The sequence below is a fragment of the Mycobacterium marseillense genome, assembly GCF_010731675.1.
Lineage (GTDB): Bacteria > Actinomycetota > Actinomycetes > Mycobacteriales > Mycobacteriaceae > Mycobacterium > Mycobacterium marseillense.
Genome location: NZ_AP022584.1, coordinates 1,039,188 through 1,056,416, shown reverse-complemented (window position 1 = coordinate 1,056,416; position 17,229 = coordinate 1,039,188). Strand labels below are relative to the sequence as shown.

The 17,229-nt window shown below is 67.6% G+C and carries 14 protein-coding genes and 1 pseudogene; 14 read left to right on the top strand and 1 reads right to left on the bottom strand.

Annotated elements, in window-relative coordinates; genetic code table 11:
- Positions 1-42: 42 nt before the first annotated feature.
- Positions 43-1,206 carry a cytochrome P450 gene (locus G6N26_RS04775; protein ID WP_067167332.1) on the bottom strand — a complete coding sequence of 388 codons (1,164 nt, stop codon included), beginning with the start codon at positions 1,204-1,206 and terminating at the stop codon, positions 43-45.
- Between the two features lie 189 nt (positions 1,207-1,395).
- On the opposite strand from G6N26_RS04775, the gene G6N26_RS04770 reads away from it, so the two are divergent.
- The 14 genes and pseudogenes from G6N26_RS04770 (at position 1,396) to eccA5 (ending at position 17,174) form a co-directional block, all read left to right on the top strand.
- Positions 1,396-1,590, top strand: a complete 195-nt coding sequence (locus G6N26_RS04770) for a ferredoxin (RefSeq protein ID WP_067167329.1) — start codon at positions 1,396-1,398, stop codon at positions 1,588-1,590.
- 499 nt (positions 1,591-2,089) lie between these two features.
- Positions 2,090-3,310, top strand: coding sequence for a PPE family protein (locus G6N26_RS04765; protein WP_083020118.1), 1,221 nt, complete (start codon positions 2,090-2,092; stop codon positions 3,308-3,310).
- Positions 3,311-3,366: 56 nt separating this feature from the next.
- Positions 3,367-3,513 (top strand): annotated as a pseudogene (locus G6N26_RS04760) (PE domain-containing protein); the annotation flags it as partial.
- Positions 3,514-3,520: 7 nt separating this feature from the next.
- Positions 3,521-4,714, top strand: coding sequence for a PPE family protein (locus G6N26_RS04755; protein WP_163648721.1), 1,194 nt, complete (start codon positions 3,521-3,523; stop codon positions 4,712-4,714).
- A 497-nt stretch (positions 4,715-5,211) separates the two neighbouring features.
- The gene (locus G6N26_RS04750) at positions 5,212-6,426 is read left to right on the top strand and encodes a PPE family protein (protein ID WP_083020613.1); all 1,215 of its coding nucleotides are present in this window, start codon (positions 5,212-5,214) and stop codon (positions 6,424-6,426) included.
- 331 nt (positions 6,427-6,757) lie between these two features.
- Positions 6,758-7,915, top strand: coding sequence for a PPE family protein (locus tag G6N26_RS04745; RefSeq protein WP_083020610.1), 1,158 nt, complete (start codon positions 6,758-6,760; stop codon positions 7,913-7,915).
- A gap of 375 nt (positions 7,916-8,290) precedes the next feature.
- Positions 8,291-8,590 (top strand): PE family protein, encoded by a 300-nt coding sequence (locus G6N26_RS04740; RefSeq protein WP_067167504.1) that lies wholly within the window; start codon positions 8,291-8,293, stop codon positions 8,588-8,590.
- A gap of 318 nt (positions 8,591-8,908) precedes the next feature.
- Positions 8,909-9,205, top strand: coding sequence for a WXG100 family type VII secretion target (locus G6N26_RS04735; protein WP_036454244.1), 297 nt, complete (start codon positions 8,909-8,911; stop codon positions 9,203-9,205).
- A gap of 51 nt (positions 9,206-9,256) precedes the next feature.
- Positions 9,257-9,541: a WXG100 family type VII secretion target gene (locus tag G6N26_RS04730; protein ID WP_020824001.1), complete on the top strand. Its 285-nt coding sequence runs from the start codon at positions 9,257-9,259 to the stop codon at positions 9,539-9,541.
- A 109-nt stretch (positions 9,542-9,650) separates the two neighbouring features.
- On the top strand, positions 9,651-10,553 hold the full coding sequence (locus G6N26_RS04725) for an ESX secretion-associated protein EspG (RefSeq protein ID WP_067172095.1): 903 nt from the start codon (positions 9,651-9,653) through the stop codon (positions 10,551-10,553).
- A 266-nt stretch (positions 10,554-10,819) separates the two neighbouring features.
- Positions 10,820-12,331 carry a type VII secretion integral membrane protein EccD gene (eccD, locus tag G6N26_RS04720; RefSeq protein WP_067172093.1) on the top strand — a complete coding sequence of 504 codons (1,512 nt, stop codon included), beginning with the start codon at positions 10,820-10,822 and terminating at the stop codon, positions 12,329-12,331.
- The gene (locus G6N26_RS04715; RefSeq protein WP_145013633.1) at positions 12,309-14,132 is read left to right on the top strand and encodes a type VII secretion-associated serine protease mycosin; all 1,824 of its coding nucleotides are present in this window, start codon (positions 12,309-12,311) and stop codon (positions 14,130-14,132) included. Before eccD ends, G6N26_RS04715 begins: the two co-directional genes overlap by 23 nt.
- 16 nt (positions 14,133-14,148) lie before the next feature.
- Positions 14,149-15,348: a type VII secretion protein EccE gene (gene eccE / locus G6N26_RS04710; protein ID WP_083019674.1), complete on the top strand. Its 1,200-nt coding sequence runs from the start codon at positions 14,149-14,151 to the stop codon at positions 15,346-15,348.
- Positions 15,345-17,174 (top strand): type VII secretion system ESX-5 AAA family ATPase EccA5, encoded by a 1,830-nt coding sequence (gene eccA5 / locus G6N26_RS04705; protein ID WP_083019672.1) that lies wholly within the window; start codon positions 15,345-15,347, stop codon positions 17,172-17,174. Before eccE ends, eccA5 begins: the two co-directional genes overlap by 4 nt.
- The last annotated feature ends 55 nt before the right edge of the window (positions 17,175-17,229 follow it).

Here is a 17,229-nt window from a genome sequence, read left to right as displayed (position 1 = left end):
GCGACGGCCGCCGCGCCGGGGCCGGCCTGGTGATCGCCGGGCTCAGCCCCAGCGCAGCGGCAATTCCTTGAGCGCGAAACTGTGTGAGGGGTAGTTGATCACGGGGGAGTAGTCCGCGGGCAGCTCGAAATCCGGAATCTGGGTGAGCCACTCCGCGACGAGCACCGTCAGCTCGATGCGCGCCAGGTGCGAGCCCAGGCAGCGATGCGGGCCGCCGCCAAATCCCCAGTGCCGGTGCACTTTTCCGTCCATGTTGAGCTCGTTGGTGGACATCGGGTCGCTGTCGTCACGGTTGACGGCCGCCATGCAGAGCCGCACCGACGTGCCCGGCGGCAACGTCATGCCGCCGACTTCGACGTACTCGGTGGTGATCCGCGGCGCCACCGGCGCCGACGGTTCCAGCCGCACGATCTCTTCGATGAAAACCCTGATCTGCCTGGGATTGTCGCGAAGCTCGGCGCGTAGCTGCGGCCGGCGCGCCAGTTCGAAGAGCGAAAATCCGATCGCCGCGGTGACGGTGTCCAGTCCGGCGAGGATCAGCAGGTGACTCATGCCGAGCAGCTCGATGTCGCTGAAGTCGCCGTCGCCGGTCATTACCTGCGACAACATGTCCGAACCCGGGTTCTGCCGGCGCTGCGCGATGGCGTCGATCAGATATTGCAGCAGCTGCTGGCCCTTCGCCATGTCGGCCTGGGTGAGGAAAGGCTTGTCGGAGACGACCGAATCTTTCCAATCGATCAGGCGATCGCGATCCTCGAGGGGCAGACCGTAGAGGTCCAGAAACACCTGAAACGGGTACAGGCTCGCGAGATCGGCCATCACCTCGCACTCACCCCGGCCGGCCAGCGCCGCGATCATGTCGCGGGCGTGGCGCTGTAGGACGGGACGGGACTTGCCCAACGCGTGCGGACTGAAATACGGCTGCAGGATCTTGCGGTAGCGGGTGTGTTGCGGCGGATCAAAGGCCAGCGGCAGCACCGGCAGCGGGTTGCCGGGGGGCTGCAGCACCGTCGAGGAGAAGACCTTGGTGTTACGCAGCGCGGCCAGCACGTCTTCGCGGCGGGTGAGGTAGTAATGGCCGTTCATGAACACCACCGGCCCCGCGTCGCGCAACGTCTTCCATCCCAGTCCGCGATCGGCGCTCATCGGCAGTTTGGCGAATTCCAGCCGGGGTAAATGGAACGCGCCGTATTGGCCGTCGCTCATGCCGGCACCGACATCTGGGGGCGCATCAAATTTGCCTGGGGGGCAAAGGAACACGGATCCGAACAGACGAGCCCATCCGAACCATTCGGCGCCCGTCCTCGATGGCGAACATCTTCGCTACTTTACCGACCGACTAATCTGGGTATCGGACCGTGAAGCGCCGTATCGGGCCGCCGAGGGAGGAACTTCGTGAGGGTTCGTCTGGATCAGTCGAAATGCGTGGGTCACGCCCAGTGTTATGCCGTCGACCCCGATCTTTTTCCCATTGACGAGTCCGGCTATTCGATTCTTCAGGAGCGCGACGTCCGGCCCGAAGACGAGCAACTGACTCGAGATGGCGTCGCTTCCTGCCCCGAAATGGCGCTGATTCTCGACGAGGACTGACCGCGCGCCGGCGCTGGCCGGCCCGCCGCGAAACCGCGTCGCGGCGCGGTGGCAAGCAAACGGTAAATGAACAAACCGTTGCCCTATATGAACTGCTTCCGACCGGGAATGAACAGTGGTTGGCCATTGATAAACAGCGGCCTTTGCGTGTCGGCGTTCGCCCCATAACGAACTAATCTCAGTGCCGGGCGGCAGTTCGGAGACATGGAGCTGTCGCTCGGTTGCTGAAAACGGGATTGGCCGAGGCAGAAGGTGCATGTCGTTCCTGACCAGACGTCCGAGAAGCGTGGTGGCAGACCACCTTTCCGGGCGCAGCCTTTTGGTCAGCATGCGCCGGCCCGCCCGGCCTGCCGAGTCGCGAGCCGAAGGGCCGCTGGCGGGCTCCCGTGGAGGCAGCGATCGACCGGTGGGGTCGTTTACAGAGCCGTGATTACCGCCACCACTGATTCCCATGTGCCAGCCGAAATCGCCTGCGGGCTCGGCCGACTGAGGAGGATAGGTGCTTGAGTTCGGTGCGTTACCGCCCGAAATCAATTCAGGTCGCATGTACGCGGGACCGGGCTCGGGGCCGATGATGGCCGCGGCCGCCGCCTGGGATGAGATCGCGGCGGAGGTGGGCGTGGCGGCCACCGGCTACAACTCGGTGGTCACGGAGCTCATCAGCGGGCCCTGGGTGGGGCCGGCGTCGATCTCGATGATCTCGGCGATCACGCCGTTCATCAGCTGGCTCAGTGCCGTGGCCGCGCAGGCCGAAGAGGCCGCCAGCCAGGGCCGGGTGGCCGCGGCGGCGTTCGAGGCGGCGTTTGCGATGACGGTGCCGCCGCCGGTGATCGCGGCCAACCGGGTGTTGCTGGCGAATCTGGTTGCGACGAACTTCCTCGGGCAGAACACCCCGGCGATCGCGGCCACCGAGGCGCAGTACATGGAGATGTGGGCCCAGGACGCCGGCGCGATGTACGGGTACGCCGGTTCGTCGCTGGCCGCCTCGGAGTTGGCCCCGTTCGCGCCGCCGCCGAAAACCTCGACGCCGGACGCGGCAGGCAACCAGGCCGCCGCGGTGGCGAAGGCCGTCGCCGAGCCGGCGGGCAACACGGCACAAAACACGTCACAGCTGGCATCGCCACAAGCGTTGTCGCTGAACGCCTCTCAAGCCGTGCAAGCGCCGGCGACGACGACCGCAACGAATACGGCATCTGCCGGGACCACGACCTCACTCAAGAACATCTTCGGAGACCCGACCTTCAACACCATCGTTTTCAAACAGACCTCGGGTCTTGGCTATTTCTCGAATGGTCTGGCGCAGTTCAGTTCGTCGATCGCGCAGCAGTTGACCTTTGGTCCCGGTGGTAGCACGGCCGGTGCCGGTGGTGCGTGGTACCCGACGCCGCAGTTCGCGAGTTTGGGCCTGGGCAACCTCGGTGGTGGCGGTGTGGGCCACCTGAGCGGGGTAACGGCGAGTGCCGGGCAGGCCGCCCGGATCGGGACGTTGTCGGTGCCCCAGCATTGGGCGACGTTGACCTCGGCGGTCAGCCCGGCGACGGTGTCCGAGATGGACGCCACTCCCGTGCAGGCCGCCGCGACGGGGACCACCGGGCCGGCCAACGGGCTGCTGCGGGGCATGCCCGCCGGAGCGCTGGGTCGTCGGGGCGCCACCGCCGGCTATGTCAACAAATACGGATTCCGCTACAGCGTGCTGACACGCCCACCCTCGGCCGGATGACCCGCATGGACACCTCGACATACGGAGGCGATGCCCTCGTGATCAACCTCTTCCCGGAGGCGCAGTTCGCTGCCCACGCACAGATGCAGCAGGCCGTCAGCGCTCCAGCGACGGCGATCCACGAAACGTTCGACCACGCCCTGAGCACCGGCTCCGGGTGGTACGCGGTGACTGAGGCGGCCAACGCGGCCGCGACTAGTTGAGGAGTCAATGATGTTGGATTACGGGGCATTTCCGCCGGAGTTCAATTCGTCGCGGATCTATACGGGCCCGGGGTCGGGGTCGTTGATGGCTGCGGCGTCGGCGTGGAGCACGTTGGCGGCGGAGCTGAATTCCGCAGCGCTCAGTTATGAGCAGGTGGTGACCTCGCTGAGCAGTGAGGAGTGGTTGGGCACCGCCTCGGTGACGATGGCCCAAGCGGTGGAGCCCTACATCGCGTGGATGACCACGGCGGCCGCGCAGGCCGAAGAGGCCGCCGCGCAGGCGCGTGCGGCGGCGGCGGCCTATGAGGCGGCGTTGTCGTCGTCGGTGCCGCCGCCGTTGGTGGCGTCGAACCGCATGCAATCCAAGCAGTTACAGGCGACCAACGTGTTGGGGCAGAACACCCCGCTGATCGCCCAACTGGAGGCCCAGTACGGCGAGTACTGGGCCCAGGATGCCGGCGCGATGTACAGCTATGCGGGCCAGTCGTCGTCGGCGACCAAGCAGACGCCGTTCAAAGAAGCGCCGAAGATCACCAACGATTCCGGGACGGCCAATCAGACCGCTGCGGTCACCAATGCGACAGGCAACTCGACGGCGACCAACACGTCAAAAATCTTGCAGACGATGGCGACACCCGGCTCGGGCGGGACCGACCCGACCGCGGGCGGCACGACCCCGACCGCGACCCCGGCCGCCTCGGGCGGGAGCACGAGCGGGAGCCTGAGTGACCTCGTGAGCGCCTACAACCCGTTCTCCAGCCTGTTCTACAACACCGAAGGTCTGCCGTACTTCAGTATCGGTATGGGGAACAACTTTGTGCAGATCGGCAAGTCGTTGGGGTTGATCACCAGCGCTGCCCCGGCGGCGGCCAAGGCCCTGCCCGCGCTGGGGGGTTTGGGCGGGATGCTCGGTGGCGGTGCGGCCGCGGCGCATCCGGTGGCCGCGTTGGGCAGTGCGGCCTCGATCGGGGGCAAGTTGTCGGTGCCGGTCGCCTGGTCGGGAGCACCGGCGGTCGCGCCGGCGCTAGGTCATGCGATCCCGGTCAGCACCATCAGCGCGGCCCCCGAAGCCGCCGGCGGACCCGGCAACCTGCTCGGAGGCATGCCCCTGGCCGGCGCCGGTGCCGGCGGCCACGGCGTGGCCGGCCCCAAATACGGCTTCCGCCCCACCGTCATGGCCCGACCACCCTTCGCCGGATAGCTTCCAGGCCCAGCGACACCGCGCGATCCGAAACGCGCCCTGCCCCGAAAGCATCACCGGCAGGGCGCGTTTCGGCGTTTCCGTTGCCACCGCGCCGCCGCCCGAGAGGGGATTGTCGGCCTGTCGCGGCGGCGAAACCTCGTATTCGGCTTTATCTGCGGCCGGATTTTTATCCCGCAGCGCGGGTTTTGACCTCCGCGGAGACGCTCGGAGTCAGGCCGCCTCACCGGGACGACGGCCCGCCCCATAGGTCATTGACGCGCCGTTCCCGCAGGTAATGGTCGCCGCTCGCGAGGCACGCGCCATGGCGGCCGCACGTCGGCGCGCGCCCGCGACACCGCTTTGAGAGAGGTCGTCGCCGCAGCCGCGGCCGGGCGAGGAAGCGGCGGGGGGCGGTGCGCCGATTTAGCCTTCCCAAGCAAGCAAATGCGCAATGTCATCGACACACGACCACGTACGAGGGGATACATGTCGTTCGAGCCCGGCGCCTCATAGCGATGGACTTCGGGGCATTACCGCCGGAGATCAATTCCGGTCTCCTCTATGCGGGTCCGGGTTCGGGGCCGATGATGGCCGCGGCCGCGGCCTGGGATGGCCTCGGCGCCGAGTTAGACAGCGCCGCAAGCGGTTACGCGTCGGTGGTTGCGGAATTGACCCATGCTCCCTGGGTGGGGCCCGCATCCGAGTCGATGTTGTCCGCCATCATGCCCTATGTGAGCTGGCTGGGCATTCTCGCCGCGGAGGCCGAGGAGACCGCCGGCCAGGCCCGTGCTGCCGCGGCGGCGTTCGAGGCGGCGTTTGCGATGACGGTGCCGCCGCCGGTGATCGCGGCCAACCGGGTGTTGCTGGCGAATCTGGTTGCGACGAACTTCCTCGGGCAGAACACCCCGGCGATCGCGGCCACCGAGGCGCAGTACATGGAGATGTGGGCCCAGGACGCCGGCGCGATGTACGGGTACGCCGGTTCGTCGCTGGCCGCCTCGGAGTTGGCCCCGTTCGCGCCGCCGCCGAAAACCTCGACGCCGGACGCGGCAGGCAACCAGGCCGCCGCGGTGGCGAAGGCCGTCGCCGAGCCGGCGGGCAACACGGCACAAAACACGTCACAGCTGGCATCGCCACAAGCGTTGTCGCTGAACGCCTCTCAAACGGTTCAGCACGCCTCGACGACTGCGACGGCGAACATGACGCCACCGGCGGCTACCTCGACCTCGACTTCGAGTTCGGCCTCGACAACCTACGCGACAATTATGAAAAACACCGTGGGCCTGGCGTACTTCTCCAACGGTATGACGAGTTTCTTTACGTCGATCGCGCAGCAGTTGACCTTTGGTCCCGGTGGTAGCACGGCCGGTGCCGGTGGTGCGTGGTTCCCCACTCCGCAGTTCGCGAGTTTGGGCCTGGGCAACCTCGGTGGTGGCGGTGTGGGCCACCTGAGCGGGGTAACGGCGAGTGCCGGGCAGGCCGCGCGGGTCGGGGCGCTGTCGGTGCCCCAGCATTGGGCGACGTTGACCTCGGCGGTCAGCCCGGCGACGGTGTCCGAGATGGACGCCACTCCCGTGCAGGCCGCCGCGACGGGGACCACCGGGCCGGCCAACGGGCTGCTGCGGGGCATGCCCGCCGGAGCGCTGGGTCGTCGGGGCGCCACCGCCGGCTATGTCAACAAATACGGATTCCGCTACAGCGTGCTGACACGCCCACCCTCGGCCGGATAAGCGGCAGAATTCGGCATGCGCACCCGCACCTTTATTCGCGACCGGATTTTATCCCCGGTCGGCGCACGCGTACCCCGAGCCACCACGACATCGCACCGGGGTGGGACGGGCGGGCGAATCTTCGGCTCCGGTCGTTTCCGCAGCTCGACGCCGTTGATGGGGCCAGGTTGCGCGTCGTCTGCCGGCGGGGAGGGGCTCGTGGCACCGGGCGCCCGAGCGGCGGGCAGGAAAGCCGCCCGCGAGCCGAGCGCGGCGGGGGCGGCCACCAGCCCATTAGCGTCTTTTGCAACTCGACGCATCGATTCGCGCAACACAGGTTAAGGGGCTATTCGTGCTGGATTATGGGGCCTTTCCGCCGGAGTTCAATTCGGCGCGGATCTATTCCGGTCCGGGATCGGGCTCGTTGGTGGCTGCGGCGTCGGCGTGGAGTGCGTTGGCGGCGGAGTTGAATTCGGCCGCCCTCAGCTACGAAAAGCAAGTGACCGCGCTCAGTAGTGAGGAGTGGTTGGGTGCGGCGTCGGCGACCATGGCCCAGGCGGTGACTCCCTATGTCGAGTGGATGACTGCGGCGGCCGCGCAGGCCGAAGAGGCCGCCGTGCAGGCGCGTGCGGCGGCGGCGGCCTATGAGGCGGCGTTGTCGTCGTCGGTGCCGCCGCCGTTGGTGGCGTCGAACCGCATGCAATCGCAGCAATTGCAGGCGACCAACGTGTTGGGGCAGAACACGCCGCTGATTGCGCAGTTGGAGGCCCAGTACGGCGAGTACTGGGCCCAGGATGCCGGCGCGATGTACAGCTATGCGGGCCAGTCGTCGTCGGCGACCAAGCAGACGCCGTTTCAGAAGGCGCCCGAGATCACCAACCCGTCGGGGGAAGCCAACCAACAAGCGGCGGCCACCAATGCGACGACGAATTCCACGGCGACCAACACCTCCAAGGTGTTGCAGTCGATGGCGCAGCCTGGCGCGGGCACGGCGCCCGGCGGGTCGTCGGGGTCCTCGTCCTCCTCGTCTCTGTCATCGTTTGCCAGTAGCTACAGCCCTTGGGCCAGCATCTTCTATAGCACTGAGGGTTTGCCGTACTTCAGCATTGGTATGGGGAACAACTTTGTGCAGATCTCCAAGTCGTTGGGGTTGATCGGTAGTGCGGCCCCCGCAGCGGCCAAGGCCCTGCCTGCGCTGGGGGGTTTGGGCGGGGTGCTCGGTGGCGGTGCGGCCGCGGCGCATCCGGTGGCCGCGTTGGGCAGTGCGGCCTCGATCGGGGGCAAGTTGTCGGTGCCGGTCGCCTGGTCGGGAGCACCGGCGGTCGCGCCGGCGCTAGGTCATGCGATCCCGGTCAGCACCATCAGCGCGGCCCCCGAAGCCGCCGGCGGACCCGGCAACCTGCTCGGAGGCATGCCCCTGGCCGGCGCCGGTGCCGGCGGCCACGGCGTGGCCGGCCCCAAATACGGCTTCCGCCCCACCGTCATGGCCCGACCACCCTTCGCGGGCTGAGCCGTGGCCAGCGGTGCGATCAACCAGCTGACATGGAGGAAAGGAGGTTCGAGCGACGCAGAACGGGCAACGGTTACTGCGGGGACTCGGTGCGACGAGTCCGTCGGCAGATTGTTTTTATGACGGCCGATGCAACCGCAGCAACCTATTTGACAGCGATCAGCAACTTTTTCGACCGGGGCCGAACTCCGTTTGTTCCGGCTGTCGCGCGAAGGGCTGCGGTCGAGGTCAGAGGCTGTTACTGTGTCGTTAACGAAAGTGAATTCGCCGTACCACTACGTGAACAATTGCAAACACGCTGCGTCCACCCCGGCCTCGGGGGTCGCAGTCATCTACTCTCGCAGAGTCGGGGAATGAACTAGGAGGGAAACAAACATGTCGTTCGTGACCACACAGCCGGAGGCTTTGGCCGCGGCGGCCGGGAACCTGCAGGCTATCGGGTCGACCTTGAGCGCCCAGAACGCAGCCGCTGCAGCCCCAACGACGGGGGTAGTACCCGCTGCTGCCGACGAGGTGTCGGCCTTGACCGCCGCTCAGTTCGCCGCCCACGCGCAGATGTACCAGGCGGTGAGCGCCCAGGCTGCGGCCATCCACGAGGCGTTCGTGAACACCCTGTCCACCAGCTCCGGTTCGTACGCTGCGACCGAGGCAGCCAACGCGGCCGCCGCCGGCTGATTCGTATCGGCGGTTCGGGGCTTGGGGCAGATTGTCACCGACGTGGGTTCCAAAGTAGCCGCCCAACGGGGGCTGGGTGCGGGGCCGCAGGGCTGTTTCCGCACAGCAACCTCCACAGCAACACGCACTCCGTCAACTCAAACGCCGCGGTTCGGGTCTGACGTCCGTTTCACCGTGACAACACCCGGTGGCCGCCGGTTGACGGGAAGGGGGGGTCATTTCTATCGATTCGGCACGGCGGTTGCGTAATCCGTAAACGATCCGGCCACCGTCGTAAACCACACCAACCACTCATTACGTAATAAGGAGACAGCCGACATGGCAACACGTTTTATGACCGACCCGCACGAGATGCGGGCGATGGCGGGCCGTTTCGAGGTCCACGCCCAGACCGTCGAGGACGAGGCTCGCAAGATGTGGGCGTCGTCGATGAACATCGCCGGCGCGGGCTGGAGCGGCCAGGCGCAGGCGACGTCGTATGACACCATGGGCCAGGTCAACCAGGCCTTCCGCAACATCGTCAACATGCTCCACTCGGTGCGCGACGGGTTGATCCGCGACGCGAACAACTACGAGCAGCAAGAGCAGGCCTCGCAGCAGATCCTCAGCAGCTAGCGCCGAAAATCGCCGCTGCGTAACATTTCGAGACATTAGGAGAACACCGATATGAGCATTAACTACCAGTTCGGCGACGTAGACGCCCACGGTGCCCTGATCCGCGCCCAGGCCGCGTCCTTGGAGGCCGAGCACCAGGCCATCGTTCGCGATGTGCTTGCTGCCGGTGACTTTTGGGGCGGTGCCGGTTCGGTCGCGTGCCAGGAGTTCATCACCCAGTTGGGTCGCAACTTCCAGGTGATCTACGAGCAGGCCAACTCCCACGGACAGAAGGTTCAGTCCGCGGGCAACAACATGGCCAGCACCGACAGCGCCGTCGGGTCCAGCTGGGCCTGACGCCTCGACCACAGGCGCGGCAGCACACCACCCGTCGGTGTGCTGCCGCGTCCTGCGGTTTACCGTGCAATGTGACGCTTGAGCAATTCAGGGATCAGTTGAGGGATTGATGGACCAACAGAGCACCCGCACCGACATCACCGTCAACGTCGACGGCTTCTGGATGCTCCAGGCGCTGCTGGACATTCGGCACGTCGCCCCGGAGTTGCGGTGCCGGCCCTACGTTTCCACCGACTCGAACGACTGGCTCAACGAGCACCCCGGCATGGCCGTCATGCGTGAGCAGGGCATCGTCGAGAACGACGAGGTCAACGAGCAGGTGGCCGCCCGGATGAAAGTGCTCGCCGCACCCGACCTCGAGGTGGTCGCCCTGCTGTCGCGGGGCAAGCTGGCCTACGGCGTCCTCGATGACGAGAACCAGCCTCCGGGCTCGCGCGATATCCCCGACAACGAGTTTCGCGTCGTCCTGGCCCGCCGCGGCCAGCATTGGGTTTCGGCGGTTCGGGTCGGCGGCGAGATCACCGTCGATGACGTCGCCGTCGCGGACAGCGCCTCGATCGCGTCGTTGGTGATCGACGCGCTGGAGTCGATCCACCACGCCGAGCCCGCCGCGATCAACGCGGTCAACGTGCCGCTCGAAGAGATGCTGGAAGCGACGAAGTCGTGGCAGGAGTCGGGCTTCAACGTGTTCTCCGGCGGGGACCTGCGCCGGATGGGCATCAGCGCCGCGACCGTGGCCGCGTTGGGCCAGGCGTTGTCGGACCCCGCCGCGGAGGTCGCCGTGTACGCCCGCCAGTACCAGGACGACGCCAAGGGCCCCAGCGCGTCCGTGCTGTCGCTCAAAGACGGCTCCGGTGGCCGCATCGCGCTCTACCAGCAGGCCCGGACCGCGGGCTCGGGGGAGGCGTGGCTCGCCATCTGCCCGGCGACCCCGCAGCTGGTGCAGGTCGGCGTCAAAACCGTGCTCGACACACTTCCCTATGGCGAGTGGAAAACTCACCGCCGGGTGTGACGTTCACGCGAAACACAGATTTCATCAATGTCGCCGCACTCAACATGCGGTTGAGCTGCGAACACGGCATACTTCTGTCAAGGCATCAGCAAATCTCAAACACGGGTGTCAACCACAACTCTTAATCGCAAGGCGAGGCAGATGGAATTCCAATTAGTCGGAATGCGCTGCGCGGGGGCTCGCAGCACGTCGGCGAGAACACCGGCGCCGGCCGGCACGCGAACGGCACGGGCTCACACATTCATCACGGTAGGGAGTGCAAGGCGATGACTGCGGTCGTTGAAGTACCACAGCCTGACGTAGAGGGCATCTCACAGCCCCAGGCTGTCGTCGTCGGCGTGATGGCCGGCACGGGTGTCCAGATCGGCGTCCTGCTGGACGCGAACGCCCCTGTCTCGGTGATGACCGACCCGTTGCTGAAGGTGGTCAACAGCCGGCTCCGCGAGCTCGGCGAGGCTCCGCTGGAAGCCGCCGGCCGGGGCCGCTGGGCGCTGTGCCTGGTGGACGGATCGCCGCTGCGGGCCACCCAATCGCTGAGCGAGCAGGACGTCTACGACGGCGACCGGCTGTGGATCCGGTTCATCCCGGACACCGAGCACCGGTCGCAGGTCATCGAGCACATCTCCACCGCGGTCGCGGCGGACCTCAGCAAGCGCTTCGCGGCCATCGACCCGGTGGTTGCCGTGCAGGTCGGTGCGTCGATGGTGGCCATCGGGGTGACGGCCGCGACCGGTCTGCTCGGCTGGTGGCGCTGGCACCACAACTCGTGGCTGCCGACGGTCTACGCGGGTGTGATCGGCGTGCTGATGCTGGGCGTTTCGCTGTTGCTCCTGATGCGGGCGAGCACCCAGCAGGAGCGGCGCGTCGGCGACATCATGCTGTTGAGCAGCCTTGCGCCCCTGTCGATCGCCGCGGCGTCCGCGCCGCCCGGCGGCGTGGGGTCGCCCCAAGCGGTGTTGGGCTTCGGCGTCCTCACCATCGCCGCCATCCTCGCGCTGCGTTTCACCGGACGCCGGCTGTCGATCTACACCGCGATCGTCACCGTCAGCTCGATCGCGGCGCTCGCCGCGCTCGCGCGCATGGTGGCCATGACCAGCGCCGTGACCCTGCTGACCTGCGTCGTGCTCGTGTCGGTCCTGATCTACCAAAGTGCACCGGCGATTTCGCGGCGGCTGGCCGGCATCCGCCTGCCCGTCTTCCCGTCGGCCACCAGCCGATGGGTGTTCGAGGCCCGGCCCGACCTGCCCACCACCGTGGTGCGCTCCGACGGCGGCCCCCCGGTGCTGGAGGGGCCCGCCTCGGTCCGCGACGTGCTGACGCAGGCCGAACGCGCCCGCTCCTTCCTGTCAGGTTTGCTGATCGGGCTCGGCGTGCTGATGGTCGTCTCGCTGACCGCCCTGTCGGACCCGCACACCGGGCAGCGCTGGTTGCCGGTCCTGCTGGCCGGCTTCAGCGCGGGATTTTTGTTGCTGCGCGGCCGCTCGTACGTCGACCGCTGGCAGGCGATCACCCTGGCCGGCACCGGGGTGCTGATCGTCGGTGCAGTCGTGGTGCGCTACGCGCTGGTGCTGCAGTCCTCGCTGGCGGTCTCGATCTGCGCGGCGATCCTGGTTTTGGTGCCGGTGGCGGGACTTACCTCCGCGGCCGTGGTGCCGAACACGGTCTACAGCCCGCTATTCCGCAAATTCGTGGAATGGATTGAATACCTCTGCCTGATGCCAATTTTCCCGCTGGCATTGTGGTTGATGAATGTCTATGCAGCAATCCGCTATCGCTGACCGCACAGTGTGGCGCGGCCGCGCGACCGCCGCGACCATCGCCGCCGTCTTGATCGCTTCGGGTGCGTTGGCGAATCTGCCGCCCGCCTATGCGATTTCGCCCCCGACGATCGACGCCGCGGCGGTGCCGCCCGACGGTACGCCCGGGCCGGGGGCGCCGATGAAGCAGAACTCGTACTGCACCGAGGTGGGCGTGCTGCCCGGGACCGATTTTCGGCTGCAGCCCAAATACATGGACATGCTGAACCTGCAGGAGGCGTGGCAGTTCGGTCGCGGCGCCGGCCAGAAGGTGGCCGTCATCGACACCGGCGTCACCCCGCACCCCCGGTTTCCGCACTTGATCCCGGGCGGCGACTACATCATGTCCGGTGATGGGCTGTCCGACTGCGACGCGCACGGCACCATCGTGGCGTCGATGATCGGCGCGGCCCCGGCCAACGGCGCGGGGGTGCCGCCGGCGGCACCGCGCAAGCCGGTCACCATTCCGACCACGGAGCCACCGCCGAAAGCGCCGCCCCCGCAGACGGTCACCCTGTCACCGTTGCCCCAGACCGTGACGATGGTTCCCCCGCCGCCCCAGGAACAGTCGCCTCCGGGCCCCTTCGGGGCGCCCCCGCCGCCACCCGCGGCCCCGGCGCCCGGCGGACCCGCCCCGGGCCCGCCCCAGGGCGGGCAGGCCCCGGCGGGCAACCATGGGAGCGGCACGGTGACCATCCCGGGCTACTCCGGTGGCGCGCACGTGGTCAACGTGGACAATCCGCGCCCGCTCGACCCGCCGCCACCGGCGCCGCCGCCACCCGCGCCGCCCAAGGGCGGCCCGGATGCGTTCAGCGGGATCGCGCCGGACGTCGACATCATCGCGATCCGGCAGACCAGCCAGGCCTTCGGCCTCAAGGACGCCTACACCGGCGATGAGGATCCGCAGACCTCGGCGAAGATCGAAAACATCCAGACGATGGCGCGGGCGATCGTGCACGCCGCCAACATGGGCGCGTCGGTCATCAACATCTCCGACGTGACGTGCATGAGCGCGCGCAACGTCATCGACCAGCGCTCGCTGGGCGCCGCGGTCCGCTATGCGGCCGTCGACAAGAACGTCGTCATCGTGGCCGCGGCCGGTGACACCAGCAAAAAGGACTGCAAGCAAAATCCGCCGCATGATCCGTTGCAGCCCAACGATCCTCGCAACTGGAATTCCGTCACCACCGTCGTGACACCGTCCTGGTTCAGCGACTACGTCCTGACCGTCGGGGCGGTCGACGAGGAAGGCCGCCCGCTGAGCCAGGGCAATCAGGGCCAGGCATCGACGAGCGTGGCGGGCCCCTGGGTGGGCATCGCCGCGCCCGGCACCGACGTCGTCGGACTGTCGCCGCGAGACGACGGGCTCATCAACGCGATCGACGGACCCGACAACACGCTGCTGGTCCCGTCCGGCACCAGCTTCTCCGCGGCGATCGTGTCGGGGGTGGCGGCGCTGGTGCGCGCCAAGTTCCCGCAGCTGTCGGCCTATCAGGTCATCAACCGGTTGACGCGCACCGCCCGCGCGCCCGCGCGCGGCGTGGACAACCAGGTCGGCCACGGGGTCGTCGACCCCGTCGCGGCGCTGACCTGGGACGTGCCCGACGGTCCGGTGAAGCCGCCGCAGCAGCTCTCGGCGCCGCTGACCGTTCCGAAGCCGGCCCCGCAGCGGGATATGGTGCCTGTATGGGTTGCCGCCGCAGGACTGTTCGTGGCGTTGCTCATCGGCGGCGGAGTATTCGGTACGGCGATGTTGATGAAGCGATCGCGCAAACAGCAATAGGGGCGGAGCAGCACTCATGAAGTCGCAACGCAGGTTTGGGTTGTCTTTGTCGTTTCCGCGGCTGACCACGGTGTTCCTGGTCGACGTCGTGATCATGGCGGTGGCCAGTCACTGCCCGGAATCCTGGCAGGGCACCTACCGCATCGCGTTCTGGGTGGGCGTCGGCCTGGCCGCCCTGATCACCCTGCTGTCGCTGGTCACCTACCACGGGCTGACGGTGACGTCGGGGCTGGCGACGTGGCTGTGGGATTGGTCCGCCGATCCCGGGTCCGCGCTGGCCGCCGGCTGCACCCCGGCCATCGATCACCAACGCACATTCGGCCGCGACACGGTGGGCGTGCGCGAGTACCAGGGCCGGCTCGTCACGGTGATCGCCGTCAACGGCGGCGAGGACGACCCGGCGTCGCGCCACCGTCACCGGACGTCGCGCCCCACCTTGCTGGTCCAGGCCGTCGCGTCGGGACTGCGCCAGTTCGACATCCACCTCGATGACATCGACATCGTGTCGCTCAAGGTGCGCCGCGGCGGGAACGCCGCCGAGTTGTCGAAGCTCGACGATTGGGGCCCCGAGGAATGGGAGGTGGCGAACGATCAGCCCACCTCCTACGTGCGCCGGACCTGGCTGGTGTTGCGGATGAACCCGCAGCGCAACGTCGCCGCGGTGGCGGCCCGGGATTCACTGGCGTCGACTCTGGTGGCGGCCACCGAACGGCTCGCGCAAGATCTCGACGGGCTGACTTGTGCGGCAAGGCCGTTGACCGCCGAGGAGCTCGCCGAGGTCGACCGTGCGGTACTCGCCGACCTGGAGCCCACGTGGAGCCGGCCCGGGTGGCGCCGCCTCAAGCACTTCAACGGGTTCGTGACGAGCCTGTGGCTGACGCCGTCGGACATCACCACCGACAAGCTCGAGGAGCTGTGGGAGGACGACACGTTCGCCACCGTGCTGACCATTCGGCTCACCTCGCGCGGCGGCCGTCCGCAGGTGTCGGCGTGGGTGCGCTATCACACCGAGAAGCGGCTGCGCAGGAACGTCTCGTCGGGGCTCAACCGCCTCACCGGACGTCAGCTGGCCGCGGTGCGGGCCAGCCTGCCCGCCCCGACGGCCCGCACCCTGCTGGTCGTGCCGAGCCGTCCGTTGCGCGCGGACGACGATGAGCTCTCGCTGTCCGTCGACCAGCTGCAGGGGAGCTCGGCGGGCGTATCCGTAGCGCAATGACGAGGCCCCAATCAACCGCTGAAAGCGCCCGTAACGCGATGGTCGCCGGCCTGCTGGCATCCGGCGTGTCGGTCAACGGGCTGCAACCCAGCCACAACCCGCAGGTTGCGTCGCAGATGTTCACCACGGCGACCAACCTGGACCCGTCGATGTGCGACGCCTGGCTGGCGCGGATGCTCGCGGGGGAGCAGACCCTCGACGTGCTCGCCGGCGCCTGGTCGTCGATCCGGACGTTGGGGTGGGAGACCCGTCGCCTCGGGGTCACCGAGTTGCAGTTCCGCCCCGAGGTGTCCGACGGGCTGTTCCTGAAGCTTGCGGTGACCAGCGTGGAATCGCTGGCCTGCGCCTACGCCGCCGTGCTGGCCGAGGCCAAACACTATGCGGAGGCGGCGAAACTGCTCGACGGCGTCGAACCCCGCCAGGCCTTCGAGGAGGAGCTGGTCAGCTATGTGCGCGGCGTGCTGTACTTCCGCACCGGGCGGTGGCCGGACGTGCTCAATCAGTTCGGCGAGGGCAAGGGATGGCGCCAGCCCGAGCTGAAGGCCGCGGGGGCGGCGATGGCCACCACGGCTCTGGCCTCGCTCGGCGTGTTCGAAGAGGCCCTGCGCCGCGGCCAGGAGGCCATCGAAGGCGACCGGGTGCCCGGCGCCGCGAACATCGCCCTGTACACGCAGGGCATGTGTTTGCGCCACCTGGGCCGCGAGGACGAGGCCGTCGAGCTGCTGCGGCGCGTCTATTCGCGGGATCCGAAGTTCACCCCGGCCCGCGAGGCGCTGGACAACCCGAACTTTCGCCTGATCCTGACCGACCCCGAAACGATCGAGGCCCGCACCGACCCGTGGGATCCCGAGAGCGCGCCCACCCGGGCGGAGACGGAGGCCGCCCGCCACGCCGAGGAGGCGGCGAAGTACCTGGCCGAGGGCGACGCCGAGCTCAACGCCATGCTGGGCATGGAGCGGGCCAAGCGGGAAATCAAGCTGATCAAGTCGACGACGAAGGTGAACCTGGCGCGCGCCAAGATGGGCCTGCCGGTGCCGGTGACGTCGCGCCACACCTTGCTGCTCGGTCCGCCCGGAACCGGAAAGACCTCGGTGGCAAGGGCTTTCAGCAAGCAGCTGTGTGGGCTGACCGTGCTGCGCAAACCGGTGGTGGTCGAGACCAGCCGCACCAAGCTGCTGGGCCGCTACATGGCCGACGCGGAGAAGAACACCGAGGAGATGCTCGAGGGCGCCCTGGGCGGCGCGGTGTTCTTCGACGAGATGCACACCCTGCACGAAAAGGGCTACCAGCAGGGTGACCCCTACGGCAACGCGATCATCAACACGTTGCTGTTGTACATGGAGAACCATCGCGACGAGCTGGTCGTCTTCGGCGCCGGCTACGCCAAGGCCATGGACAAGATGCTCGAAGTAAATCAGGGCCTGCGGCGGCGGTTTTCGACCGTGATCGAGTTCTTCAGCTACACCCCGGACGAACTGGTCGCGCTGACGCGGCTGATGGGCCAGGAGAACGAAGACGTCATCACCGATGAATCGGCACAGGCCCTGCTGCCGTCATACACCAAGTTCTATCTCGACGAAACGTATTCGGAGGACGGGGATCTCATCCGCGGCATCGACACGCTCGGCAATGCCGGTTTCGTCCGCAACGTGGTGGAAAAGGCCCGCGATCACCGCAGTTTCCGTCTGGACGACGAGGATCTGGATGCGGTACTGGCCAGCGACGTGACCGAGTTCAGCGAGCGCCAGCTGCTGCGGTTCAAGGAGCTGACCCGCGAGGATCTCGCCGAGGGCCTCAGCGCAGCGGTGGCCGAGAAGGCCAACTAGCCGGGCGCAGCGGGTCGCCACCATCGAACTGGCCGGGCGCGGGCCGGGTTCGCGA

Bases quoted from the DNA above. Each gene is read 5' to 3' on its own strand.
- G6N26_RS04775 (WP_067167332.1), bottom strand. From the start codon at position 1,206: ATGAGCGACGGCCAATACGGCGCGTTCCATTTACCCCGGCTGGAATTC.
- G6N26_RS04755 (WP_163648721.1), top strand. From the start codon at position 3,521: ATGATGTTGGATTACGGGGCATTTCCGCCGGAGTTCAATTCGTCGCGG.
- G6N26_RS04750 (WP_083020613.1), top strand. From the start codon at position 5,212: ATGGACTTCGGGGCATTACCGCCGGAGATCAATTCCGGTCTCCTCTAT.
- G6N26_RS04740 (WP_067167504.1), top strand. From the start codon at position 8,291: ATGTCGTTCGTGACCACACAGCCGGAGGCTTTGGCCGCGGCGGCCGGG.
- G6N26_RS04735 (WP_036454244.1), top strand. From the start codon at position 8,909: ATGGCAACACGTTTTATGACCGACCCGCACGAGATGCGGGCGATGGCG.
- G6N26_RS04730 (WP_020824001.1), top strand. From the start codon at position 9,257: ATGAGCATTAACTACCAGTTCGGCGACGTAGACGCCCACGGTGCCCTG.
- G6N26_RS04725 (WP_067172095.1), top strand. From the start codon at position 9,651: ATGGACCAACAGAGCACCCGCACCGACATCACCGTCAACGTCGACGGC.
- eccD (WP_067172093.1), top strand. From the start codon at position 10,820: ATGACTGCGGTCGTTGAAGTACCACAGCCTGACGTAGAGGGCATCTCA.
- G6N26_RS04715 (WP_145013633.1), top strand. From the start codon at position 12,309: ATGCAGCAATCCGCTATCGCTGACCGCACAGTGTGGCGCGGCCGCGCG.
- eccE (WP_083019674.1), top strand. From the start codon at position 14,149: ATGAAGTCGCAACGCAGGTTTGGGTTGTCTTTGTCGTTTCCGCGGCTG.
- eccA5 (WP_083019672.1), top strand. From the start codon at position 15,345: ATGACGAGGCCCCAATCAACCGCTGAAAGCGCCCGTAACGCGATGGTC.